The following is a 23624-nucleotide window of genomic DNA, read 5'->3' on the forward strand; positions in this document are numbered from 1 at the left end:
CCGGTACAACCATCCGCCTGGTGCAGCGGTCTCAATGGCATCGAGTGATCCAGGAGCCGTTCCCGGGACGGGTGAGAACCCCCCACCGGGAACCGGAATACCCAGGGGGCGGAGCCGCCGCACCCTGGAGTCGGAGGCCGGGCTCCGTCCTCCGGCGGTACCGCCACGCCGCTCGGCGACCAAGGGGGAACCGTTGCCGCAGACCCAATCCACCCCGTCGACCTCCACCGCCCGCGCCAGGCCCGTGCCCGGCGTGCGGGCACTGCCCCCTCCCACCGGCTACGCGTCCGACCACCACGGCGCCGGCCGACCCCCCGTCGAGGCGAAGCGCCTCGACACCAAGCGCATCGACACCAAGCGACGCGAGACCAAGCGACTCGACACCAGGCTCCTCGACGTACGACACGTCGACGCCACGTATGCGGACGCGACGTACGCGGACGCCACGCACGTCGAAACGCCGTCCACCGGAAGCGGGCACGTCGACGCCGAACGGACCGAGCCGGAACAGCAGGACGCACGGGGCGAATGGCTGCGGTTCGCCCCCGTCCAGCCGCTGTTCCGGGCCCGGGCCGCCCAGCGACTCGCCGTGCTCGCCTACCACGGGGTCACCGACCACCGCTCCTTCGGCGCCCAGCTGGACCGGCTGCGGCGGCTCGCCACCCCGGTCTCGCTGGAAGCCGTCCTCCAGGCCGTCACCGAGCGGCGGCCGCTGCCGCCGCGCAGCGTCCTGGTCACCTTCGACGACGCCGACCGGAGCGTCCTCACCCACGCCCTGCCCGCCCTCGACGCCCGCGGGATCCCCGCCACCGCCTTCGTCATCTCCGAACTCATCGGCACCGAGCGCCCCTTCTGGTGGCACGAGGCCGACTTCCTCGCCCGCCACGGCGGCCGCGCCCGCTCACTCGACTGCGGCCACCCCTCCCAGCTGCTCCCCCGGCTCAAGGCCATGCCCGACCCGGACCGGCGCCGCAGCCTGCACGAACTGCGGGCCAGCGCCGACCGCCGGCCGCCCCCCCAGGAACAGCTCACCCCCGCCGACCTGCTCGCCCTGCGGGCCGGCGGCGTCGCCATCGGCAACCACACCCAGGGGCACCCGTGCCTCGGGCGCTGCGACGACGCCACCGTCCGGGCGGAGATCACCGGCGCCCACGAAGCCCTCACCCACTGGCTCGGCGAACCCCCGATCGCCTTCGCCTACCCCGACGGCGGCCACGACCCGCGTGCCGAAACCGTCCTGCAAGAGCTCGGCTACCGCCTCGGCTTCCTCTCCGACCACCGCCTGGGCCCCCGACTCCCCACCCACCCGCTCCAGATCAGCCGCCTCCAGGTCGACTCCACCACCAGCATCCGCCGCTTCGACACCATCCTCTCCGGCCTCGAACCCGCCTACCGCCGCTGGCGGCGCCAGGCGGTGGCCTGACCGACGGGGTCACTGCTGCGCAGGAAGTCGGGCCGGTCGACTTCCTGCGCGGCGCGGTTCCGTGCGTCGCGCGGCAGGGTCCGTCGCGTGACAGGATGCGTCGAGCGGCAGGGCGTGCCGGCGGCAGGGTGCGCCGAGCGGCCTGCCGGTCAGGCACGCACCGTGCCTGACCGGTACCGCCGGGCGCGCGATCCAGCCACCTGCGGGCACTGGTCGGGCGGGTGGGCGCTCCTCCATCGACAAGTCGACTCCGGAGCTCTCGGCCGGGTCCACGGGCGACTTCCGGTCGATGAGTCGACTCGGGAAGGCACGGGGACGTCCTGCCTCGCGCGAGAAGTCGGCCGGGCCGACTTCCGGTGCCGGGCCCGGCCCGGGGTCAGGCGGTGACCGGGGCCAGGGTGCGGCCCTGGGGGTAGAGCGTGGCGGTGCCGGGGAGGGTCGCCGGGATGCCGGCGTGGAGGACGGTCAGGGTGCCGGTGCCGGGGCGGGAGGGGTCGGCGACCCGGCGGAGGGCCTGGGCGGCGACGGCGTCCGCGGAGCCGAGGAAGGTGAGCGCCGGGGAGGCGGTGGGGGCGACGGCGGCACGGATGCGGTCGACCACCAGTTCGTAGTGGGTGCAGCCGAGCACCAGCGCGTCGATGCCCTGCGGCGTCCGGGCGGCCGCATCGGCGATGGCCGCGGTGATGCCCTCGTCGTCGCCGTGCTCGACGGCGTCCGCGAGGCCGGGGCAGGCGACCTCGGTGATGTCGGCGGTGCCGCCGAAGTCACGGATCAGCCCGCGCTGGTAGGCGCTGCCGGTGGTCGCCGGGGTGGCCCAGATGGCGACGCGGCCGCCGAGGGCGGCGGCCGGCTTGATCGCGGGGACGGTGCCGATGATCGGCAGGCCGGGTTCGAACTCGGCGCGCACCGCGGCGAGCGCGTGGACCGAGGCCGTGTTGCAGGCGATCACCAGGGCGTCCGGTGCGTGGGCCGCCGCGGCCCGGCAGCAGTCGAGGGCCAGCTCGGTGACCTCTTCCGGCGTGCGCGGCCCCCACGGCATCGAGGCCGGGTTGGAAGAGAGCACCAGATCGACGTCCGGGCGCAGCTTCCGAAGGGCGTCGGCGGCGGCCAGCAGGCCGATCCCGGAGTCCATCAGTGCGATCTTCACGAGGCAAGACTTTAGTCGATCCACCCGTCGCGACCCGTTCTGCGGCAGACTGCCGGGGTGACCGTCCTGCTGTGGATCGCCGCGTTCTCCCTGCTGGTCTGGCTCTGGCTGGCGTGCTGCCACGGCGGGTTCTGGCGCACCGACGTCCGGTTGCCACCGCGTCGCCCGCCGGTGCGGTGGCCGGAGGCGGCGATCGTGGTGCCGGCCCGGGACGAGGCGGCGATGCTGCCGGTGAGCCTGCCGACCCTGCTGGCGCAGAGGTATCCGGGGCGGGCGCGGGTGATCCTGGTGGACGACCACAGTTCGGACGGCACCGGCGCGCTGGCGGCGGAGCTGCGGACGATGGACGGGCTGGAGCTGACCGTCACCGCTCCTCCCCCGCTGCCGGCCGGCTGGACGGGCAAGCTGTGGGCACTGCGGCACGGGGTGGAGCTGGCCGGTCCGGACGTCGAGTACGTGCTGCTGACGGACGCGGACATCGCGCACGGCCCGGACTCGCTGGCCGAGTTGGTGGCCGCGGCCGAGTCCGCAGGGCTGGACCTGGTGTCGCAGATGGCCCGGCTGCGGGTGGAGACCGGCTGGGAGCGGCTGATCGTCCCGGCCTTCGTGTACTTCTTCGCCCAGCTGTACCCGTTCCGCCGGGCCAACCGCCCCGGTGCGCGGACGGCGGCCGCGGCGGGCGGCTGCTCGCTGGTGCGGCGGGACGCGCTGGAGCGCGCGGGCGGGGTGGCGGCGGTCCGGGGGGCGGTGATCGACGACGTCTCGCTGGCCCGGGCGGTGAAGTCCGCGGGCGGGCGCACCTGGCTCGGCCTGTCCGGGGTGGTGGACAGCGTCCGGCCGTACCCGCGGCTGGAGCAGCTGTGGCGGATGGTGTCGCGCAGCGCGTACGCCCAGCTGCGGCACTCGCCGCTGCTGCTGCTCGGGACGGTGCTGGGGCTGGCCCTGGTGTACCTGGTGCCGCCGGTGGCGACGGTGGCCGGACTGATGGCGGGGGCGCCGGCGGTCGCGGTGGCGGGCGGGGCGGCCTGGGCGCTGATGGCGGGCACCTACCTGCCGATGGTCCGCTACTACGGGCAGCCCGCCGTGGCCGTGCTGCTGCTGCCGTTCACGGCCGCGCTGTACCTGCTGATGACGGTGGACTCGGCGGTGCAGCACTGGCTCGGCCGGGGGGCGGCCTGGAAGGGGCGGACGTACTCGCGGGCGTAGCCCCGGACGATACCGACGGGCCCGGGACGGCGGGTCCACGGGCCCCGGGACGGCGCGAAAAAACCCGGCGCTGCGGGCCGGGCTGATCCATACTGCTCGGATGGACCGTCAGCGGATATCCCGGCTCGCCCATGCCCACCATCCGATCGCGGCACCGCTGGCGGACGACTCGGTGGCCCGTCTGCTGGAGCGTGCGCTGGGCGGTCGGGAGTCCGGCCGGGCACTGGACCTGGGCTGCGGCGAGGGCGCCTGGCTGCTGCGGGCGCTGACCGCGCGGCCGGGCTGGCGCGCGGTGGGGGTGGACGTGGACGCGGCGGCGCTGACCCGGGCCCGGGAGACGGCGACCGCGCTCGGCGTGGCGGGCCGGATCGGCCTGCACCACCGGGACGCCCGGGAGTTCACCGACCGGGAGCCCTTCGACCTGGTGCTGTGCGTGGGCGCCACCCATGCCTTCGACGGGTTGCTGCCCACCCTCGCGGCGGCCCGTGAACTCCTCGCTCCCGGTGGGCGGTTGCTGGTCGGCGAGGGGTTCTGGGAGCATCAGCCGTCGCGGGCCGCGCTGGACGGACTGGGCGCCGCCGAGGAGGACTTCGCGGACCTGGCGACCACCACCGACCGGGTGCTCGCGGCCGGCTGGACCCCGGTGTACGGGCATGTCAGCACCGCCCGGGAGTGGGACGACTACGAGTTCTCCTGGACGGGTTCGCTGGCCGCGTGGGCGCTGGACCACCCGGAGCACCCGGACGCGGCGGCCGCCCGGGAGGCCGCGGACCACCACCGCTCCGGGTGGCTGAACGGCTACCGGGGGACGCTCGGCTTCGTCACCTACCTGCTGCGCCGCGACTGAACTCCCGTACCGGCGAAGCCGATTGCGGACCTCGCCACGGGGAGCCACGGGGAATCAGTGCCGCTGCACCTGTCCGTGCCGCTGCACCTGCTCCTGCTGCACCAGGTAGTCGAGGACCTCGGGCATCGCCTCGACGCCGCCGGCCTTGGTCGGCGAGGTGCGGTACTCGCCCTGGACGACCACCGTCGGGAGCTCGTTGATGCCGTAGCGGACGAACTGGGCGGCCGCGTCGTCCACCGACGTCCGCACCTCGGCGGAGTCGTAGGCCGTGCGGAAGCTCTGGGCGTCGACGCCGTGGCGCACCGCCCAGTCGGTGGCGGCGGTCTCGGTGGTGAGGTCGGCCCGGTCGGTGTGGATCGCGCGGAAGGCGCTGACCTGCAGGCGCTCGACCAGGCCGAGGCGTTCCAGCGTGTAGTACAGGCGGGCGTGGGCGCGCTGCGTGCCCTCGTCCGGGCTGCCCTGCCAGATCGCCGGGACACGGCGCAGCGCGACGTCGGAGCGGTGCTTCTCGGCCCAGGCCTGCAGCGGCTGTTCCAGTGCCTGCGAGTGGCCGCAGTCGTACCAGAAGAACTCGACGGCCTCGGTGCGGGCGTTCTCGCGCACCGGCTGCGGGTGGTCGAGCCGGACGAACTGCGCGCCCTCGGAGGGGGGTTGGTGGGTCACCGCACCGGCCTGGACCGGGGACACCGCGATCCCGGCGGCGACGGCGAGCAGGACGGTGGACCGCAGCAGCGACTTCGAGTTCACACCGGGCAGTGTGGTGCTGACGTCCCGTTACCGGCGAGTCGGTACGGGGCGTCGGGCCCGGATTCGCCCGAACGGCGTAACGGGGCCCGCGCGCCCGACGCTCCTGGAACGGCGGCCCGACCGGTCGGCTCCGCTGGGCGGCCCAGCCGGTCGACTCAGTCGGACGGTCCGCGGCTCAGTCGGCGGGAGCGCCCGTCCACACCTCGGCGACCAGGCGCTGCCAGTCGTCCACCACCGCGCCCAGTTCGAAGTGCTCCAGCGCGTGCGCCCGGGCGGCCGCGCCGAGGCCCGCGCGGTTGCAGGCCAGCACCTTGGCCAGGGCCTCGGCCAACGCGAGCGGGTCCCCGGGGGCGACCACCGCTCCGGTGGCACCGTCACGGACGACCTCGCGCACCCAGCCGACGTCGGTGGCCACCGCGGGCACGCCGGCGAGTGCCGCCTCGATCAGCGCACCGGGCACCCCCTCGCTGTCGCTGGTGAGCAGCAGCGCGTCGGCGGCCCGGTAGAGCGGGACCGGGTCGGGCAGCGGGCCGAGGAAGTGGGCGCGCGCGGCGGCCGGGTGGCGGGCCAGCGCCTCCAGCAGCGGGCCGTCCCCGGCGACGGCCATCCGGACGTCGGGCAGCCGGTCGAGCACGTCGAGGGCGAGGTCGAGCCGCTTCTCCGGGGATATCGCGCCGATCCAGGCGACCAGCAGGACGTCCGCCGGCAGGCCCAGGGCGTGCCGGGCGGCGCGCCGGTCGTCCCGGCCGTCGGCGGGCGGATAGCTCTCGGCGGCACGGGAGTTGGCGATCACCCGGACCTTGCCCTCGGGCAGTCCGAACTGCTCCTCCAGCACCTCGCGCGCCTGCTCGGTGAGCGTGGTGACGGCGGCGGCCCGGTGCATCAGCGCTCCGCCGCGGAGTCGGCGCAGCCGGGTCGCGGTCCAGTAGCGGGGGTGGCCGACCGAGACGTAGACGAAGGGGGTGGTGGTGCCGGCCAGGGCGAGGGCACAGGCGGCCAGGGTGTCGGAGCCGTGCGCGAGCACCACGTCGGCGGAGCGGGCGGCGGAGCGCAGGGCCCGCAGGGTGGTCGGGCGCAGTCGGCCGGGGCCGAGGACGGCGGCGGCGCGCAGCCGGGCCGTGTCGGGGCAGCCCTCACCGCAGGTTCCCGGGACGGCCGTCCCGGCGGTGCACAACCCCGGCAGCACCGGGTCCTCCGACGTCCCCGCCGCCGTCGGCTTCCCCGGGACGGCGGACGGCCCTGCGGACGGCCCCGAAACGGCCGCACCCGGCCGGGCGGGTGGCACGGCCGGGTGCGGGGCGAGCGCGCACAGTGCGGAGGCTTGGCCCCGGCGGCGCAGTTCCCGGTGGAGGTCACGGGCGAAGTTCTGGGCGCCGCCCCGGCGTTCGTCGCTGATCAGGTGCAGGACTCGCGGGCGGGCTCCGGCCGGATCGGCCGCAGTATGGTCGGGCATGGACCGACCTTGGCACAGCGTCCCGCCCGGTACAGCCCCTTCGCGCAACCTGGTGGTGGCCCGTGCGCCCGCGCCCGTACACCCGTTGTGCGCTGAAGGCCCGCCGTCGTGCGCCGGTTGCGACCGCCGTGCGCCCCGTCTCGCCCCGCGCCGCTCCGCCCGACCGCCCTCCGCTCCTTCGTACGCCGCGTCGGCCACCGGCTCACACCATCGGGTCAACCACGAGCCGTCGGACGGCGAACCGCCGGTACGCGGAGGGCCCCGGCGCCGCCCGGGCGGGCCGCGCCCGGGGCGCGGGGCGGTTACGCGGATCGGGTGAACGCGGTTGGACCTCGACCCCGGCAGGTCGGCAGGATGTCCGGCCGGGGCGCCCCTCGCGCTGCCCCATCTCCCCCTTCCCCGTTCGGATTTGGAGTCACCCGGTGTTCAAGGGATTCCGCAGCTTCCTGCTGCGCGGAAACGTGGTGGACCTCGCGGTCGGCATCGTGATCGGCGCGGCCTTCACCGCCGTCGTCACCGGGTTCGTCAGTGCCTTCCTCACCCCGTTGGTCGGGGTCGCCGCCGGTACGGTGGGCGACTTCACCCAGAAGACCTTCGAGGTGGGCGGCACCAAGTTCCCGTACGGCCTCTTCGTCAACGCGGTGATCGGGTTCGTGCTGGTCAGCGCCGTCATCTACTTCTGCGTGGTGGTGCCGGTCGGCAAGCTCCACGACCGCTTCGAGAAGAGCGGGCCCGCGCCGGTCGCCAAGGCGGACTGCCCGGAGTGCCTGAGCTCGATCCCGGCCGCCGCGACCCGCTGCTCGTTCTGCACCTCCGAGGTCGCCGCCCGGCCCGGGCTGCCGGCGCAGTCCCAGGCGCTGCAGTCGCACTGACGACCCGACGGCGGTGTGTCCGGGGCGGGTTCGAGGCCGGCTCCGAGTCGGCCTCGGACCGGCTCCGGGCCGGCTGCGTGCCGGTTCCGGACAGGCTCCGTCCCGCTCGGACCGCGTCCGGATCACCCCTTCTGAGCCCTGACGGGAAATTTATTCCCCAAACATTCACGAGCCCCCGTCGCACCGTCGGCGGGGGCTCGAATGCGCCGGCGCACGCCCCGTGCGCAAAAGTTTCTCCACAAGGCCCTCGGGCGTCCACCGCCCGGTCACCGCAAGGCCTTCCGGCGGCCGCGTCCGGGCACTGTTCGATCACTGACGGGGCGCCAAGGTTGTCCGGAACCGAACGCCGTTATGTCCGTTCTTCCTACTTTCGAAACCTTTGTGCGGGCGAAGACTGTGTAAACACTCGAACTGCTCCCCCTCCCGCTCTCCTCAGCAGCCGCATTGTGGGCTTACCGTATGCCCCATGACCTCGCCCCGCTCCTACGACGGAGTCGGCTACCCCTCTCCGTCCTTCTCCTCCGGCACGCCGATCTACGACAGCCTCGTGGCTGAGCGCGGCGTCCCCCAGATCGCACCCATCAACGTGCCGGCCGCCCTCCCGCCGGCACTGTCCTCCGGTTACGGATCCGGCCTCGGCCAGTCCTACGAGAACCGGTACGGCAACGGGTACGAGAGCGCCGGCAGCAACCTCCCCGCGCTGCCGCCCGCCCGCCTCGCCCTGGGCCCCGGCCCGAGCAGCGGCCCCTCCGCCGGCCCGGCCACGGCGTACATCCCGGCGCAGCCCGCGCCCGCGTACGCCGCCGCGCCCCAGCCGCCCGTCCCCGGCTACGGCGCCCCCCAGCCCTACCAGCGGCAGCAGCCCCCGGCCCCGACCTTCGCGCAGACCGCCAGCGGCGGCTACCAGCCGACCGGCGGCCAGAGCTTCGGCGGCCAGAACACCTTCATCGGCCAGGGCGGCCAGCAGACCTTCGGCGCGCAGCCGACCGGTGGGCCGGCCGGTTTCGGCCAGGGCCAGCCCGGCGGCGCCCCGCAGGGCGGTCCGCAGAGCTTCGGCGGCCAGCAGTCCTTCGGCGGCCCGAACCCGGCCGGCCCCGGCTTCCCCGGCGGCCAGGGCGCCGACCAGGGCTTCGGCGGCGGCCAGCTGCGCCCGGCCATGGCGCCGGTCGCGCCGGTCCGCCCGATGCAGCCGCAGCGTCCGGGCCCGTACGGCGAGCCCGGCGGCTACCAGCAGGGCGGCTACCAGCCGCAGGGGCAGGGCTACTGAGCCACTGACCCGGGGCCGACCCCACCGGCCCGCACCCGCACCACCTGAACAGCACCCGGCGACCCCCGAGCGCCGGGCGAACGGAGAAACGGGTCATCCACGGACCGCCCGGAACGCCCCCCACGGCGTACCGGGCGGTCCGTGCGCGTACGGGGGGCACTGGGGTGTGCGGCGGGTCCGGCCGCGGGTCGGGTGGCGGGAACGGACGGAGGACGCGGGCGGCGGGAAGCGGGCCGGGCCGGGGCCGTGCGACCGGCCGAAGCGCTGCTGGCAGGATGGGGGTATGCAGCTCACCGGACTCCACGTCCACCCCGTCAAGTCGATGTACCGCCTGAGCCCGGAAACCGCCGCGGTCCATCCCTGGGGTCTGGCCGGAGACCGCCGCTGGATGCTCGCCGACCCCACCGGGCGCTTCGTCAGCCAGCGCGAGAACGCCGCCCTCGGACAGATCCGGGTCGGCCTGCTGCCCGACGGCGCGCTGGCGCTGACCGCGCCCGACGGCTCCCGGATCGAGGTCACCGCCCCCGCCGCCGACGCCGGCGACCCGGTGGCCGAGGTCGAGGTCTGGGGCACCCGCTTCCGCGCCGCCGAGGCCGCCAAGGAGGCACACCTCTGGATCGCCGAACACCTCGGCGACTACCGCCTGGTGCACCTGGACGACCCACGCGCCCGGCCGGTCGACCCCGAGTACGGCGCGCCCGGCGACACCGTCTCGATGGCCGACGGCTTCCCGCTGCTGCTCACCACCACCGGCTCGCTGGACCGGCTGAACGAGCTGATCGCCGCGGAGCAGGACGGGGACCCCGCCGGTCACCAGCCGCTGCCGATGGAACGTTTCCGCCCCAACGTCGTGGTCGGCGGCTCCGCGCCCTGGGCCGAGGACGGTTGGCGCCGGATCCGGATCGGCGCGCTCACCTTCAAGGTGGTCAAGCCCTGCGGCCGTTGCGTGATCACCACCACCGACCAGGAGACCGGCGAGCGACGCGGCCCCGAACCGCTGCGCACCCTGGCCCGGCACCACAGGCTGCTGCGCAAGGCGGCGTTCGGCCAGAACCTGATCCCCGAACGGCCTGCCGGCGTCGAGGGCGACGTGCTGGGCACGCTGCGGCTCGGCGACGACGTCGAGGTGCTGGAGGACGGGGCGCACTGGACCGCCGACGGGCGCTGAGCCGCCGTCGCGCCCTGGCCGGAGTTCCGCGCGCGGTCCGTCCGGGACGGAACTCCGGCTGTGCGCGCTCGTTGAAACAAGTGGTCGGAACCTGTGGCCGCGGTGGGCTCCCCCCGTGTCCGCCCGGCGGCGGACGGCCGGGCCGTCCCCCCGGACCGGTCCGGACGGGCGGACGGACCACCCGTCCGGGCGCGCTACGGTGGGCGGACGGCCCGCGCACCCCCGCGCCCACGGCCCGTTGATCGCCGGCACGACGAAGGTGGGGACGACAGATCGTCATGGCTGAGCACAGGGTCCGGGTCACCCAGGACAGCGCATCCCGCTGGCGCCGCCGCGCCGGCGAGTACGACACGCTCGCGGAGGCGCTGGCCGCCGCCGAGCCGGGCGACACCGTGACCGTCCGGCCGGGCACCTTCCGGGAGAACCTGCTGCTGGACAAGCCGGTGACGGTCGTCCCGGCCCAGGGCCCGGGCACCGTCCGGATCGAGCCGGCCTCCGGGGTGGCGATCACCGTCACCGCCGCCGCGACCGTACGGGACCTGGTGGTCGAGGGCGGCGACAGCTCCACTCCCGCCGTCCTGGTCACCGGGCCGCAGGCGACGCCCTCCTTCAGCGGCTGTCGGATCGAGACCCGCTCCGCCACCGGGGTCGAGATCGTCGGCGGTGCCCGGCCCACCCTGCGCGGCTGCGTGGTCGCCAACCCGGGCGGACTCGGACTGCGGCTGCGCGGCGAGGGAACCGCCGCCGCCTTCGAGGACTGCGAGGTCGCCGCGGCCGGCCAGGCCGGGCTCGCCGTCCTCGGCGGGGCGACCGCCGCCCTGGACCGGTGCCGGGTGCACCACGCCTCCGGCGCCGGGGTGCTGCTCTCCGACCCGGGCAGCGCCGCCGAGCTCACCGGCTGCGAGATCTACGAGATCCGCGGCAGCGGCGTGCAGGCCGAGGCGCAGGCCGGCGGACGGCTGGTCGACTGCGACATCCACCGGGTGACCGGCAACGGCCTGACCCTGGACGGCGAGGCCGAACTGGTACTCACCGGCTGCCGGGTGCACGACCTCCCGGAGAACGGCGCCGACCTGCGCGGACGCGCCAAGCTCAGCCTCGTCAACAGCACCGTGCGGGACTTCGGCCGCGGGGCGCTGTCGGTCTGGGACCAGGGCACCGAAGCGGTCGCCGAGTCCTGCCAGATCCACGGCTCCTCCGGCGAGTACCCGGCGCTGTGGGTCAGCGACGGCGCCCGACTCACCCTCACCGACTGCTCCCTGCACGACCTGCCGGACGCCCTGTTCGTGCTCGACCGGGACTCCGCCGCCGTCGCCCAGGGCTGCTCGTTCAGCCGGATCCGCAGCTCGGCGGTCTCGGTCAGCGGCGGGGCCACCGTCTCGCTGGCCTCCTGCCGGGTGCAGGAGGCCGGGACCGGGCTCTGGTTCCGCGACCACGGCAGCGGCGGGCTGCTCACCGACTGCGAGATCTCCGACGTCGCCACCGGGGTGATCGTCACCAAGGGCGCCGACCCGGTGCTGCGCGAGTGCACCGTACGGGCCAGCACGGACGCCGGGGTGTACGTCTCGGCGCAGGGCCGGGGCACCTTCGAGGACTGCCGGGTCTCGCACGGCAAGGGCTTCGGCTTTCACATCATCGACGGCTGCCGCACCCAGCTCACCCGGTGCCGGGCGGAACAGAACGAGCGGGCCGGGTTCGAGTTCTCCGAACCGGGGCCGATCGCGGAGGGCTGCACCTCGGACGACGTGGCCCGGACCGGTGCGGCCGGCCCGACCGGCTCCGGACTGCCCGAGCTGCCGACCCCGAGGTCTCCCCAACTGTCGCCCACGGCTCCGGCGTTGACCGCCGCCTCGCTGACCTCGGCGGTCGCCGGATCGACTCCGGCCGGCGTGGCCCCCTCCGCCGCGTCGACGGCGACGTCCACGATCGGGCCGATCCCGGACTGCCGGCCCGCTGACGAGGCGCTCGCCGAACTGGACTCACTGGTCGGACTGGCCACCGTGAAGCAGGAGGTGCGCACCCTGATCGACCTGATCTCGGTCGGCCGGCGCCGCCGCCAGGCCGGGCTCAAGGCGCCCTCGCTGCGCCGGCACCTGGTCTTCACCGGCGCCCCCGGCACCGGCAAGACCACCGTCGCCCGGCTGTACGGCGAGATCCTCGCCTCGCTCGGGGTGCTCCAGCGCGGACACCTGGTCGAGGTGGCCCGGGTCGACCTGGTCGGCGAGCACATCGGCTCCACCGCGATCCGCACCGCCGCCGCCTTCGACCGGGCCCGCGGCGGGGTGCTGTTCATCGACGAGGCGTACGCGCTCGCACCGGAGGACGGCGCACGGGACTTCGGGCGCGAGGCCATCGACACCCTGGTCAAGCTGATGGAGGACCACCGGGACGAGGTGGTCGTCATCGTGGCGGGCTACACCGCCGAGATGGAACGCTTCCTGTCCGCCAACCCCGGTGTCTCGTCGCGCTTCTCACGGACCATCACCTTCCCCGACTACACGGCGGACGAGCTGCTGGAGATCGCCCGGGCGCAGTGCGCGGAGCACGAGTACGCGCTCGGCGAGGCGACCGGGGCCGCGCTGCTGGAGCACTTCGCCCAACTGGAGCGCGGCCCCAACTTCGGTAACGGGCGCACCGCCCGGCAGGTCTTCGAGACCATGGTCGAACGGCACGCGGTGCGGGTGGCGGCGCTGGCCGACCCGTCCACGGAGGAGCTGCAGCTGCTGATCCCGGCGGACCTGCCGACCGCGCCGCTGCCGTGACGGCGGGCCCCAGAGGGCGGGAACTCTCTTGCCGTGACGGGGCGTTGGGGTGGACATGGGCATGCTTCTGACGGGCGCCGCGGGTGGACTGCTGCTGCCTGCCGGGTTGGTGGTGCTGTTCTTCCTCGGCGCGGTGGCACGACACCTGCGCACCCGACACGCCGCACCCGGTGAGCGCGGCGCGGGCGCGACCGCGACGGAGGAGCTGCACGCGCTGCTGTACCCGAGCAAGCGGGTGCAGCTCGAACAACGGCGGGTCGAGCTGGTGCTGCGGGACGACGAGCACGACGGTGCGCCGAAGCGGACGGGGATCGACCTCGCGAACGGGCGGGCGGTGATCCGGCAGCGGGGTGCGGGCGGGTAGCGGGAAGCCCGGAGCGGGTGACAGGCGACAAGTGACAGAGTTCAGATGACAGATGTTGAAATCTGTCATCTGAACTCTGTTTGTTGTTCGCTGTTTGTTGTTCGCCGTTCGCCGTCAGCCCGTCCAGGCGCCGCCGGCCAGGAAGGACTCCATCACGGCCCGGTACGGCGCGATGTCGATCCGCTCACCGGCCAGCCAGTCGTCCGAGTAGTACTTGTCCAGGTAGCGGTCCCCCGGGTCGCAGATCAGGGTGACCACGCTGCCGGTCCGGCCGGCCGCCCGCATCTCGGACACGATCCGCAGCGCGCTCCACAACCCCGTCCCGGTGGAGGCCCCGGCCTTCTTCCCGAGCACCCGCTCCAGCACCCGCACCGCGGCGATCGAGGCGGCGTCCGGCACCTTCATCATCCGGTCGATGGCGCCCGGCACGAAGCTTGGCTCCATCCGCGGCCGCCCGATGCCCTCGATCCGGGAGCCGCTCGCGCACACGGCGTCCGGGTCGTGGTCGACCCAGCCGTCGAAGAAACAGGAGTTCTCCGGGTCCGCGACGCAGATCCGGGTGTCGTACTGCATGTAGTGCACGAAGCGGGCGATGGTCGCCGAGGTGCCGCCCGTCCCGGCGGTGGCGACGATCCAGGCCGGCTCGGGGTGCGGCTCCAGGCGCAGCTGGGCGAAGACCGACTCGGCGATGTTGTTGTTGCCTCGCCAGTCGGTGGCCCGCTCGGCGTAGGTGAACTGGTCCATGTAGTGCCCGCCGGTCTCCTCGGCGAGCCGCGCGGAGGCCTCGTACACCTCGTCCGAGCGGTCGACCAGGTGGCACTCCCCGCCGTGGAACTCGATCAGGTCGATCTTGGCCTGGCTGGTGCTCTTCGCCATGACGGCGATGAACGGCACCCCGATCAGCTGGGCGAAGTACGCCTCCGAGACGGCGGTCGAGCCGCTGGAGGCCTCGATGACCGGCTTGCCGGGGCGGATCCAGCCGTTGCAGAGCCCGTAGAGGAAGAGCGAGCGGGCCAGCCGGTGCTTGAGCGAGCCGGTCGGGTGGGTGGACTCGTCCTTGAGGTAGAGGTCGATCCCCCACTCGGCCGGCAGCGGGAAGCGCAGCAGGTGGGTGTCGGCGGAGCGGTTGGCGTCGGCCTGGACCTTGCGCACCGCCTCCTTGAGCCAGGCGCGGTACTGCTGGTCGGAGCGGTCGACGTCGCCGGTCGGCTGAACGTCGCCGATCGGCCGGACCGCGCCGGTCGGCTCGGTGCCGAGGCTTCCACCGGACTGGGTGCTCATGGTCACTACTCCCTCGTTGCGGCCCCCCACTGCTCACTACGAGTGTACGAGTGTCACGATAAGTGACCGCTTCCCGAGGCCCAGGTTCCGCTTATCGCCGCTCTCGCCCCCTCGGATCCCGCTCCCGGCCGACCCGCCCGGCCTCGGCGCTACACCGGCACCGACTGCGGGTCCGCCAGGTACGGCCCCCAGCCGAGCTCCGCCGCGCCCGCGAGCGCGCCGTGCGCCAGCTCCGCGCCGACGATCGGCACCCGTCCGCTGCGCCCCCACAGGCTGCGGTCGGCGACCACCGCGCGCAGCCGGTCCGGAGCCGCCTCCAGGAGATCGAGGTGGAGTCCACTGAGCACCACCCGGTCCGGGTTGAGGATGTTGACGACCCCGGCCAGTCCGAGTCCGAGCCGGTCGATCACGTGCTCCACCGCGGCCCGCGCCCGCTCGTCGGTCGCGGCCGCCCAGCACAGCTCGCGGGCCTGGTCGAGCAGTGGGCGCCCCGGCTCGGGGGTGAGGCCCGCGGCGGCGAACAGCGCGTCCGGGTCGGTCTCGGAGTTCAGGCAGCCGCGGTTGCCGCACACGCAGGGGCGGCCCTGCGGGTCGACGGTGAGGTGGCCGACCTCCAGGGCGAGCCCGGCGCTGCCGGTGTGCAGGTGGCCGTCGATCACCAGCGCGCCGCCGACGCCGCGGTGGCCCGAGGTGACGAACAGCAGGTGCCGGGCGCCGCGACCGGCGCCGTGCCGGTACTCGGCGAGCGCGGCGAGGTTGGCGTCGTTGGCGATCGCGGTGGGCAGCGGGTGCACCGCCTTCGGGCCGTGGTCGGCCCGGCCGACCTCGACGTCGTACAGGTCGGCGACCGGGGTGCCGCTGGGCCAGGCGAAGTGCAGGGCGGCGAGCGCGGTGCCGTCCGGTTCGGTGACCGGGTTGGGCAGCGCGAGCGCGGCGGCCAGGCAGCGGCGACCGGTCGCGCGGGCCAGTTCGGCACCCGCCTGGGCGACGGCGCGCAGCATCCGGACCGGGTCGGTGGCGGCGGGCAGCGGCAGGTGGACGGGCGGGTCGAGGAGTCCGCCGAGGCCGGCCAGGGTGACGCTCAGCCCGTCGGCGTGGATCTGGCCGGCCACCACGACCGGGCCCTGGGGGTCGATCGCCAGCCGGTGCGAGGGCCGGCCGCGACCGCCGCCGGCCGGGCGGGAGTCGACGGTGATCAGACCGAGCGCCTCCAGTTCGGCCGTGACCGCGCCGGCGGTGGCCCGGGTGACGTCCAGCGCGCGGGTGAGGGCGGACCGGGTCGGGGTCTGGCCGGTGTGGATGAGCGAGAGCGCAGGTCCGAGCAGCGTCCGACCGCGGTCGGGAGCCGCGCGGCGATGGGCGTCGCGCTGCGCGTCGGCATCGGTCCCGGAGCGGGGCCGCGGGCTTGAAGGTGAGAGCTGCACGCCCCTATTGTGACTTTGTGCCGCTTCGAAACAAAATCCGTTCCCGCCGCCACGCCGACCACTCCCCCACACAGTCTCTCAGCACACCCCCGGTCGCCGACAGGCCCTGGGGGCCCGCGCGGCTCGCCCTCACCGCCTTCTTCGCCGTCGACGGCTTCCTCTTCGCCGCCTGGGTCGTCCGCATCCCGGACGTCCGCAGCCAGGTCAGCGCCTCGCACAGCGCCCTCGGACTGGCTCTGCTCTGCCTCTCCATCGGCGCCGTGCTCACCATGCCGGTCGTCGGCAGACTCTGCCTCCGGTACGGCTCGCGGCCGGTCACCGTCGGCTCGCTCGCCGTGCTCGGCCTCGCCGTACCGCTGCCCGCGCACGCCCACTCGGTGCTCTCGCTCGGCGCCGTACTGCTGCTGTTCGGCGCCGGGTACGGCGGCGCCAACGTCGCCATGAACAGCGCCGCCGTCGACCTGGTGGCACAGCTGCGACGGCCGGTCATGCCCAGCTTCCACGCCGGGTACAGCCTGGGCGGACTGCTCGGCGCGGGCTTCGGCGGACTGCTCGCCGACCGGCTCACCACCGCGTGGGCGCTCGCGCTCGGCGGACTGCTCGGGCTGGCCGTCACCGTCGGCGCGGGCGTCGTCCTGCTGCGCAGCCCGGCGGCGCCGATGGTCGTGCCGGAGCGCTCGGACGGAGGTTCGGCCCCGGACTCCGCTCCGGGGACGCGCTCCGCATCGGGGACGGGCTCCGCGCCAGGGGCGGGTTCCGCGTCGGGCGCGGCGGACCGCCCGGGCGGGGGTCACGTCCGGCTGCTGGTGCTGCTGCTCGGGCTCACCGCGCTGTGCACGGCGTACGGGGAGGGCGCGATCGCCGACTGGACCACCCTCCACCTCACCGACGACGTCCATGCAAGCGCGGGGACGGCCGCCGCCGGGTACGCGGCGTACGCCTTCGCCATGACGAGCGGTCGGATCGGCGGGACCTGGCTGTCCATCCGGCTGGGCCAGAACCGGCTGATGCTGTTCGGCGGACTGACCGCAGCAGCCGGGATGCTGCTCGCCGCCCTGGCACCCTCGGTGCCGCTGGCCGTCTCCGGGTTCGTTCTGGTCGGCCTCGGGCTGGCGAACCTGTTCCCGCTCGCGATCGCGCGGGCCGGTGCGGCGGGCGGGCCGCAGGGCGTCGCGCTCGCCTCGACGCTCGGGTACGGCGGGATGCTGATCGGGCCGGTGGTGATCGGGTTCCTCGCCGACGCGGCCGGACTGCCGCTGGCCCTGACCACGGTCGCGATCGCGGCCACGGCGGCGGCCCTGCTGCCACTGACGGTGGGACGGCGCTGACAGGTAGCGGTAGCGGATGGCAGCGAACAGGTGACGAATGACAGATGACGGATAACAGATTTCAGTTTCTGTTATCCGTTATCTGTTTGTTGTTCGCTGTTTGTTGTTTGCTGTTCGCTGTTCGCCGCCACCCCCGCAGCACCCGGCACTGCCGGATCCGCCCGGCAAGTGGCAGGATGCGGCTCCATGACCACCACCGGACGCATCCAGGTACTGCGGGCGAACGAGCGCCCGGCCACCGCATGGCTCAACGGGGGCGGGGTGACCAGGGAGGTCGCCGGGTTCCCCGTCGGGGCCGGACTGGGCGAGTTCGACTGGCGGGTGAGCCTCGCCGACGTCGCCTCGGCCGGCCCCTTCTCGCCGTTCCCCGGCATCGACCGGGTGATCACCCTGGTCGAGGGCGCGGGCATGGCTCTCACCGTGGACGGCGCGGTGCAGTCGATCGACGTCCCGTTCCGGCCCTTCGCCTTCCCCGGTGACGCCACGACCGACTGCCGGCTGCTCGACGGTCCGGTGGTGGACTTCAACGTGATGACCCGCCGCGGCCGGGTCGAGGCCACCGTCGACCTGCGCACCGGGCCCGGCAGCGTCCAGGTCCCGTCGGCGGCGACCGTCCTGCTGGTGTGCCTGGCCGGTTCGGCTGCCGTCGACGACCTCGAACTGTCCCGCTACGACGCCGCGTTGCTCGACGCCCCCGGCGCCCACGAGCTGCGACCCGACGGGGTCGCCGCCGCGATCACCTTCCGTACGGTCACCACCCGCTGACCGCCGGACTGCCTGAACGCCCGACTGCCCTACTGCCCGAACGACGCGCTGCCCGCGCCCCGGAACGACCGGGGGCACGGGCAGCCGCGGCAAGGGCTCAGCCGCAGAACACCGGTGTGGCGTGCGCCGGGTCCAGGGCGTTGGTCACCAGGTGCAGCGCCGTCGGCGAGAACGCGATCGCGACGTGCTCGGCGAGCGTGACCGGGCAGTGGTCCTGGAGCACCTCGTTGTCCACGTCCGGCCCGTTCAGGAACTGGGTCCGCCAGGGGGTGACGACCTCGTCGTACACGGTGGAGATCACCGTGTAGTGCACCCCCGGCACGGTGTCCGGCCGGGAGGCCATGGTGGCGTTGAAGTCGGAGCCCACCGCCTGGTCGCGGCAGGCCTGGCAGACGGTGTAGATCAGGTCGGCCACGCCGGGGAAGTACGGCGCCAGCTTGGTGATGCCGTCGAGGGTGGTGCCGTGGTTGGACGGCGCCAGGCCGACCATCCGGTCCACCTTCGAGGCCCCGCCGAGGAACTTGAGGTAGTAGTTCGGCAGCATGCCGCCCTGCGAGTGACCGACGATGTCGACCTTGGCCGCACCGGTCGCGCCGCGCACCAGGTCGACGAAGTGGGCGAGTTGGGCCGCCGAGGCGGGAACCGCCCCGAGGCCGCCGATCGGCAGCAGCAGACCGCTGCCGGTGGAGGTGATGCCGGGGATGGTGCCGTAGTCGAGGGCGAAGACGCAGTACCCGAGGCCCTTCAGCAGCGGGGAGAGCGCCAGCCAGTTCTCGTAGCGGTTGGCGAAGGTGCCGTGCACCAGCACCACCGGGTCGGGGTGCGCGGCGGACGGCCGGCAGCTCCAGTCGTTGGCGCCGGGCGGCGAGGCCACCGAGTCGCCGTCGGGCGGGAGTTCGGCCGCGGCGGTGACGGCCGGGTTCGCGGTGACGGCCGGGTTCGCGGTGACGGCCGGTGCCGCGCCGGCGGGAGCCGCCGCACCGACCAGCAGCGCGCCCGCCAGGACGGCCGCGCCGAGGGCCCCGCCGAGCCGACGGCGCACGGGAGTTGCGGAGAAGCGGAGAAGTGGGGTTCTCAACTGTTGCCTCCACAGCAGAAGTTTGTTACCAACAGGTAACCCGAGTGGCTCAATGATGCGGTCGCCCCTCCGGCCCGGCCCTTGGGCGTTCCCCAGACCTGGACGGTGTTCTCTGTGACCGGTCACAACGCGCCCCACTGCACCCCCACGAGCCGCCCGGCCGAAGCCTTCGCCGCGCAGCCCCCCGGATCCCCCACGGAGGCCGCCGACCGCCCCTCCCCCTGGCGCGCCCCGGTGATCGGCGGACTCCCCGCCGACCAGCGACTCCTCGGCGGCGCGCGCGAGTTGGCCGCGAACGTGGTCGCCGCCCTGCTGGACCGCGTGCCGGTCTACCGCCGACTCCCCCGGGAGCAGCTCGGCGGTGAACTCACCCGGGACACCGAGCGCCGGATCCGCGCCCTGGCCCACGCCGTCCGCACCGGAGTGCCCGCCCCCGCCGAGGAGTTCACCGCCGTACGGGAGGCCGCCGCCCGCCGGGCCGAGGAGGGCCTCCCGCTGGACGCCGTCCTGCTCGCCCACCACCTCGGCATGGAGGTCTGCTGGGAGTTCCTCACCCGGGACGCCCACGCCGGTGACGCCGCCGACCTGCTGCTGCTCAACCGCCTGCTGCTCGACCAGCTCCGCCGGGCCTCCACCGCCGCCGGCACCGGCTACCTGGACGGTCAGCGCTCGGCCGTCGACCGGCGCTCCTCCGCCCGGCAGTCCCTGCTCACCGCGCTGCTCGCGGGCACCCCCGCCGAGGAGGCCGCCGCCCGGGCCGGAACCGGGCTGCCGGCCGGCTACGCGGTGCTCTGCCTGTCCTTCGCCGACCACCCGGACGAGCACTCCCCCGGCATCGACCCGGGCATCGCCGCCCGCCGCAAGGTCCGCCGCTTCGGCGCCGAACTCGACCACCGCACCCGGCAGTCGGCGCTCAGCACGCTCACCCCGACCGGCGGCCTGGTCCTCGTCCCGCTGCCGACCGTGCCGGACCACTCCACCGCGCCGGACCGCACCACCGCCTCGGACCGCCCCGCCGCCTCGGATCGCACCGCCACCTCGGAGCACATCACCGCACCGGGCCGCACCACCGCACCGGACGACTTCGCCACCTCGGGCCACTCCGCCGTCCAGGCGTTCGACGGAACCGCCGAGGAGGCCTGGCCACAGCTCACCGCCGCCCTCGCCGCCGCGGCCCGCGCCGCCGGGGTTCCCGTGCTGGCCGGAGCGGCCGCCGCGGTCCCCGCCGAGGTGCCCGGCGCCGCCGCCCTCGCGTACGAAGTCCTGGACGTCGCCCGGGCGTTCGGCCGCCCGCCCGGGCTGCACCGACTCGACGACGTGCTGCTGGAGTACCAGCTCACCCGGCCCAGCCGAGCCCGCTCCCGGCTCGCCGCGCTGATCGAACCGCTGGCCGACGCCGGGGAGTTGCTCACCACGCTGCGCACCCACCTGGCCGGCGGCCTCAACCGCCGGCACACCGCGAACGCCCTGCACCTGCACCCGAACACCGTCGACTACCGGCTGCGCCGGATCGCCGTCCTGACCGGCCTGGATCCGGCCCGCCCCGCCGACGTCCTGCGGATCACCGCCGCGATCGCCGCCCGGACCGCCGAGCAGTCGACCCCGGCAGGCGGCTGGTGAGGACGCGACGCCCGCATCACCGGTAACAGCGGCACGGGCGCGTCAACGGCCGCTCCGGGCTCAGCAGTTCAGCGGTTCAGCGGTTCAGCCTCGTACGGGCTCAGCAGTTCAGCCTCGTACGGGCTCACGGCCGGCCGGGCGGTCTCAGTCCCGCTCCCCCGGCAACCGCAGGTCCCATCCCACCAGGGCGCGCAGCTGCTCCGCCGTCACGCCGTCCGGCACCGGCTGGGGCGGCTCGTGGCGCAGCGGCGGCTGCCAGCCCTCCTGTTCGGTCCAGCGGCGGACCACCTTGGCCGGGGCCCCGGCGACCACGCTGTGGTCGGGCACCTCGCCACGCACCACCGCGCCCGCCGCGACCACCACGTTGCGCCCGATCCGGGCGCCCGGCATGATCACGGCGCCGGTGCCGATCCAGCTGCCCGCGCCGATCTCCACCGGCTCGTTGCGCGGCCACTGCTTGCCGATCGGCAGCTCGGTGTCCCGGTACTCGTGGGCCTGGTCGCTGACGTACACGCCGGGCCCGGTCCAGACGTCGTCGCCGATCACGATCGACTGGTGGCCGACGATGTGACTGTCCCGGCCGATGACGCAGCCGCCGCCGATCCGCACGATCGGCTCCGGCCCGAGGTCGAGCCCGGGCAGGAAGCCCGCGCTGATGGTGACCCGCTCGCCGATGATCGAGAACGGCCCGATGGTGATCCACTGCTCGTTGAAGACCGCCCCGGGCGGGAACGCCAGCGTGGTGCCGTCACCCAGTTCGCCGAACCGGTACGGGCCGGGGTTCCGGTTGGTCACCGCGCCGTTCCGCTGCATCCAGCGCCAACCCCGGTGGACGAGGCGTCCGGCGGCCCGGCGGCCACCGTCCCGAACGGCGGAGAGAAGGGAACGGGTTATCGGCATGCGCTCACGTTACCGGCCCGTAGCGTCGGTCCGTCCGCCGGGAGTCCGACATCACACGCGCCCCGCGACCCCCTCCCGCACCGCCGCCACCCCGGCCTCCGGCCCCCACGACCGTCCGGTATCCGGCACCGCGAGATCCGCACCGCGAGATCCGCACCGCGAGACCACGGCCGTCCGAAAACCGCCACCGATGTCGGTGCCCGCTGGCAGACTCCGACCCATGGAGATCATCGAGCACCTCGACGCGCTGCGCCGCGAGGGCGCCCTGCTGGCCGATGCCGCCGCCCGCACCGACCTCACCGCCCCCGTCCCGACCTGCCCGGACTGGCAGGTGCGCGACCTGCTGCTCCACACCGGCAAGGTCCACCGCTGGGCCGCCGCCTACCCCCGGCAGGGCCTGCGGACGGTGCTGGACGACGCGGGCGAGCAGGCCGTCTTCGGCCCGGAGCCCTCGGACGCCGCGCTGCTCGACTGGTTCCGCGAGGGCCATGCCGCACTGGTGACGACGCTCTCCGAGGCCCCGGCCGACCTCGACTGCTGGACCTTCCTGCCCGCGCCCAGCCCGCTGGCCTTCTGGGCCCGGCGCCAGGCGCACGAGACCGCCGTCCACCGCTTCGACGCCGACGCGGCCGCCGGTGTGGCCGGCCCGGCGGTGGACACCGCGTTCGCCCTGGACGGCATCGACGAACTGCTGCGCGGTTTCATGCTCCGCGGCCGGCCGACGGTACACAACGACAGCCCGCGCACCATCCGGATCCGGACCACCGACGGCCCCGGCTCCTGGCACCTGACGCTCTCCCCCGAGCCGCTCGCCGTCACCACGGAGGAGCGCCCGGAACCCGCCGACCTGACCGTCACCGGCCCGGCCCACGAGCTCTACCTGCTGCTCTGGAACCGACTGACGACCGAACAGGCCGAACAGCCCGAACAGGCCGGACATGCTGGACAGACCGCACGGCCCGCACAGCTCGGTCGGGCCGAGCAGCTCGAACTCGGCGGCGACCGCACCCTGCTCGACCTGTGGCGGGACGGCGCGGCGGTGCGCTGACCCCGCCCCGCCGTACGGGTCGACTCAGCGGACCCAGGCGGCCGGCCGCTTCTCCAGGAACGACCGCATCCCCTCCTGCGCCTCCGCCGACCCGAACAGCCGCGCCGACAGCTGCACCAACTCGTCCGCGTCCCGCTGGAAGGACCGCACCACCTCGGCGTTGGCTAGCCGCTTCGACTCCGCCAAGCCCTGCGGCGAGCCCTGGCGCAGCGCGTCCAGCAGGCCCTTGAGCACCACTCCGGTGTCCTCGGTGGATTCGGCCGCCCGGGTGATCAGACCGATCCGGGCGGCCTCGACGGCGTCGAAGACCTCACCGGTGAGGTAGTAGCGGGCGGCGGCGCGCGGCTCCAGCTTGGGGCGCAGCGGCAGCGAGATGACGGCGGGCGCGAGGCCGAGCCGGACCTCCGTGAAGGCGAAGGTCGCGGCGGGTCCGGCGACCGCGAGGTCGGCCGCTCCGATCAGGCCGAGGCCGCCGGCCCGGGCGTGCCCGTCGAGCACGGCGATCACCGGCTTGCTGCAGTCCACGATCGCCTTCTGCAGCTCGACCAGGCCGCGCGGGCCGACCGTCGGGTCCGCGCCGGTCGCCTCGGAGAGGTCCGCTCCCGCGCAGAACACCTTGCCGGTGTGGGTGAGCACGACCGCACGGACGTCCCGGTTCGCCGCGGCCACCGCGAGTCCGGCGTGCAGCTCGGACATCAGCCGGGAGGAGAGCGCGTTGCGGTTGTGCGGCGAGTCGAGGGTGAGCGTGGTGACGGCGTCGGCGGTGCTGACGCGGACGAGGGGCTCTGCGCTGGTCATCGGTGGGGGCCTGCCTTCCGGCTGAGGGTGGGTCGGACTGCGGGCGCGGTCCGGGGTGCGCCAGCCCCGGCCCCACGCGCTTGTGGCGACCCCCCCCCCCTCCCGCCCCGGCACGCCCACCCCCGA

The 23624-nt window shown here is 74.6% G+C and carries 20 protein-coding genes; 12 read left to right on the forward strand and 8 right to left on the reverse strand.

The genetic code is table 11. The features are described 5' to 3' along the window. The first annotated feature begins 193 nt into the window (after positions 1 to 193). The gene (locus tag ABTZ03_RS28805) at positions 194 to 1423 is read left to right on the forward strand and encodes a polysaccharide deacetylase family protein (RefSeq protein WP_350516017.1); all 1230 of its coding nucleotides are present in this window, start codon (positions 194 to 196) and stop codon (positions 1421 to 1423) included. A gap of 376 nt (positions 1424 to 1799) precedes the next feature. On the opposite strand, the gene ABTZ03_RS28810 is transcribed toward ABTZ03_RS28805, so the two are convergent. Beyond that, complete coding sequence (locus ABTZ03_RS28810; RefSeq protein ID WP_350516018.1) at positions 1800 to 2570, reverse strand: glutamate racemase; 771 nt, start codon at positions 2568 to 2570, stop codon at positions 1800 to 1802. Positions 2571 to 2636: 66 nt separating this feature from the next. Between ABTZ03_RS28810 and ABTZ03_RS28815 the strand changes: the two genes are divergently transcribed. Beyond that, on the forward strand, positions 2637 to 3776 hold the full coding sequence (locus tag ABTZ03_RS28815; RefSeq protein ID WP_350516049.1) for a glycosyltransferase: 1140 nt from the start codon (positions 2637 to 2639) through the stop codon (positions 3774 to 3776). Between the two features lie 100 nt (positions 3777 to 3876). Beyond that, positions 3877 to 4623, forward strand: a complete 747-nt coding sequence (locus ABTZ03_RS28820) for an SAM-dependent methyltransferase (RefSeq protein ID WP_350516019.1) — start codon at positions 3877 to 3879, stop codon at positions 4621 to 4623. A 54-nt stretch (positions 4624 to 4677) separates the two neighbouring features. On the opposite strand, the gene ABTZ03_RS28825 is transcribed toward ABTZ03_RS28820, so the two are convergent. After that, the gene (locus ABTZ03_RS28825) at positions 4678 to 5370 is read right to left on the reverse strand and encodes a thiol:disulfide interchange protein DsbA/DsbL (protein WP_350516020.1); all 693 of its coding nucleotides are present in this window, start codon (positions 5368 to 5370) and stop codon (positions 4678 to 4680) included. A 175-nt stretch (positions 5371 to 5545) separates the two neighbouring features. After that, positions 5546 to 6823, reverse strand: a complete 1278-nt coding sequence (locus tag ABTZ03_RS28830) for a glycosyltransferase family 4 protein (protein ID WP_350516021.1) — start codon at positions 6821 to 6823, stop codon at positions 5546 to 5548. A 422-nt stretch (positions 6824 to 7245) separates the two neighbouring features. On the opposite strand from ABTZ03_RS28830, the gene mscL reads away from it, so the two are divergent. The 5 genes from mscL to ABTZ03_RS28855 all read left to right on the forward strand — a co-directional run bounded on the left by mscL (position 7246) and on the right by ABTZ03_RS28855 (position 13256). Next, positions 7246 to 7695, forward strand: a complete 450-nt coding sequence (gene mscL / locus ABTZ03_RS28835; RefSeq protein WP_350516022.1) for a large conductance mechanosensitive channel protein MscL — start codon at positions 7246 to 7248, stop codon at positions 7693 to 7695. 466 nt (positions 7696 to 8161) lie between these two features. Beyond that, the gene (locus tag ABTZ03_RS28840) at positions 8162 to 8962 is read left to right on the forward strand and encodes a DUF6643 family protein (RefSeq protein ID WP_350516023.1); all 801 of its coding nucleotides are present in this window, start codon (positions 8162 to 8164) and stop codon (positions 8960 to 8962) included. 283 nt (positions 8963 to 9245) lie between these two features. Then, the gene (locus tag ABTZ03_RS28845; protein WP_350516024.1) at positions 9246 to 10130 is read left to right on the forward strand and encodes an MOSC domain-containing protein; all 885 of its coding nucleotides are present in this window, start codon (positions 9246 to 9248) and stop codon (positions 10128 to 10130) included. Between the two features lie 278 nt (positions 10131 to 10408). After that, complete coding sequence (locus tag ABTZ03_RS28850) at positions 10409 to 12892, forward strand: right-handed parallel beta-helix repeat-containing protein (protein ID WP_350516025.1); 2484 nt, start codon at positions 10409 to 10411, stop codon at positions 12890 to 12892. 61 nt (positions 12893 to 12953) lie between these two features. Then, the gene (locus ABTZ03_RS28855; protein ID WP_350516026.1) at positions 12954 to 13256 is read left to right on the forward strand and encodes a DUF6191 domain-containing protein; all 303 of its coding nucleotides are present in this window, start codon (positions 12954 to 12956) and stop codon (positions 13254 to 13256) included. 114 nt (positions 13257 to 13370) lie between these two features. On the opposite strand, the gene ABTZ03_RS28860 is transcribed toward ABTZ03_RS28855, so the two are convergent. Beyond that, complete coding sequence (locus ABTZ03_RS28860; protein ID WP_350516027.1) at positions 13371 to 14537, reverse strand: PLP-dependent cysteine synthase family protein; 1167 nt, start codon at positions 14535 to 14537, stop codon at positions 13371 to 13373. A 149-nt stretch (positions 14538 to 14686) separates the two neighbouring features. Further along, positions 14687 to 15862 (reverse strand): ROK family protein, encoded by a 1176-nt coding sequence (locus ABTZ03_RS28865; protein WP_350516050.1) that lies wholly within the window; start codon positions 15860 to 15862, stop codon positions 14687 to 14689. 116 nt (positions 15863 to 15978) lie between these two features. On the opposite strand from ABTZ03_RS28865, the gene ABTZ03_RS28870 reads away from it, so the two are divergent. Further along, a complete protein-coding gene (locus ABTZ03_RS28870) occupies positions 15979 to 17289 on the forward strand; it encodes an MFS transporter (RefSeq protein ID WP_350516028.1) in 1311 nt (436 codons plus the stop codon). 186 nt (positions 17290 to 17475) lie between these two features. Further along, entirely contained in the window at positions 17476 to 18054 is a 579-nt protein-coding gene (locus ABTZ03_RS28875) for a HutD/Ves family protein (protein ID WP_350516029.1), read from the forward strand. 97 nt (positions 18055 to 18151) lie between these two features. Here the strand turns inward: ABTZ03_RS28875 and ABTZ03_RS28880 are convergent, their stop codons facing one another. Then, a complete protein-coding gene (locus ABTZ03_RS28880; protein ID WP_502894616.1) occupies positions 18152 to 19045 on the reverse strand; it encodes an esterase/lipase family protein in 894 nt (297 codons plus the stop codon). Between the two features lie 201 nt (positions 19046 to 19246). Here ABTZ03_RS28880 and ABTZ03_RS28885 point away from each other — a divergent pair, with 201 nt between their 5' ends. Continuing rightward, positions 19247 to 20752, forward strand: coding sequence for a PucR family transcriptional regulator (locus ABTZ03_RS28885; RefSeq protein ID WP_350516031.1), 1506 nt, complete (start codon positions 19247 to 19249; stop codon positions 20750 to 20752). A gap of 144 nt (positions 20753 to 20896) precedes the next feature. Here ABTZ03_RS28885 and ABTZ03_RS28890 read toward each other — a convergent pair whose 3' ends face one another. Continuing rightward, positions 20897 to 21652, reverse strand: coding sequence for an acyltransferase (locus tag ABTZ03_RS28890; RefSeq protein ID WP_350516032.1), 756 nt, complete (start codon positions 21650 to 21652; stop codon positions 20897 to 20899). Between the two features lie 220 nt (positions 21653 to 21872). On the opposite strand from ABTZ03_RS28890, the gene ABTZ03_RS28895 reads away from it, so the two are divergent. Continuing rightward, positions 21873 to 22700, forward strand: a complete 828-nt coding sequence (locus ABTZ03_RS28895) for a maleylpyruvate isomerase family mycothiol-dependent enzyme (protein WP_350516033.1) — start codon at positions 21873 to 21875, stop codon at positions 22698 to 22700. A 24-nt stretch (positions 22701 to 22724) separates the two neighbouring features. Here the strand turns inward: ABTZ03_RS28895 and ABTZ03_RS28900 are convergent, their stop codons facing one another. Beyond that, positions 22725 to 23498, reverse strand: coding sequence for an enoyl-CoA hydratase family protein (locus ABTZ03_RS28900; protein WP_350516034.1), 774 nt, complete (start codon positions 23496 to 23498; stop codon positions 22725 to 22727). Positions 23499 to 23624: the final 126 nt, after the last annotated feature.

This window comes from Kitasatospora sp. NPDC096077 (assembly GCF_040303245.1).
In the GTDB taxonomy this organism is placed as follows: domain Bacteria; phylum Actinomycetota; class Actinomycetes; order Streptomycetales; family Streptomycetaceae; genus Kitasatospora.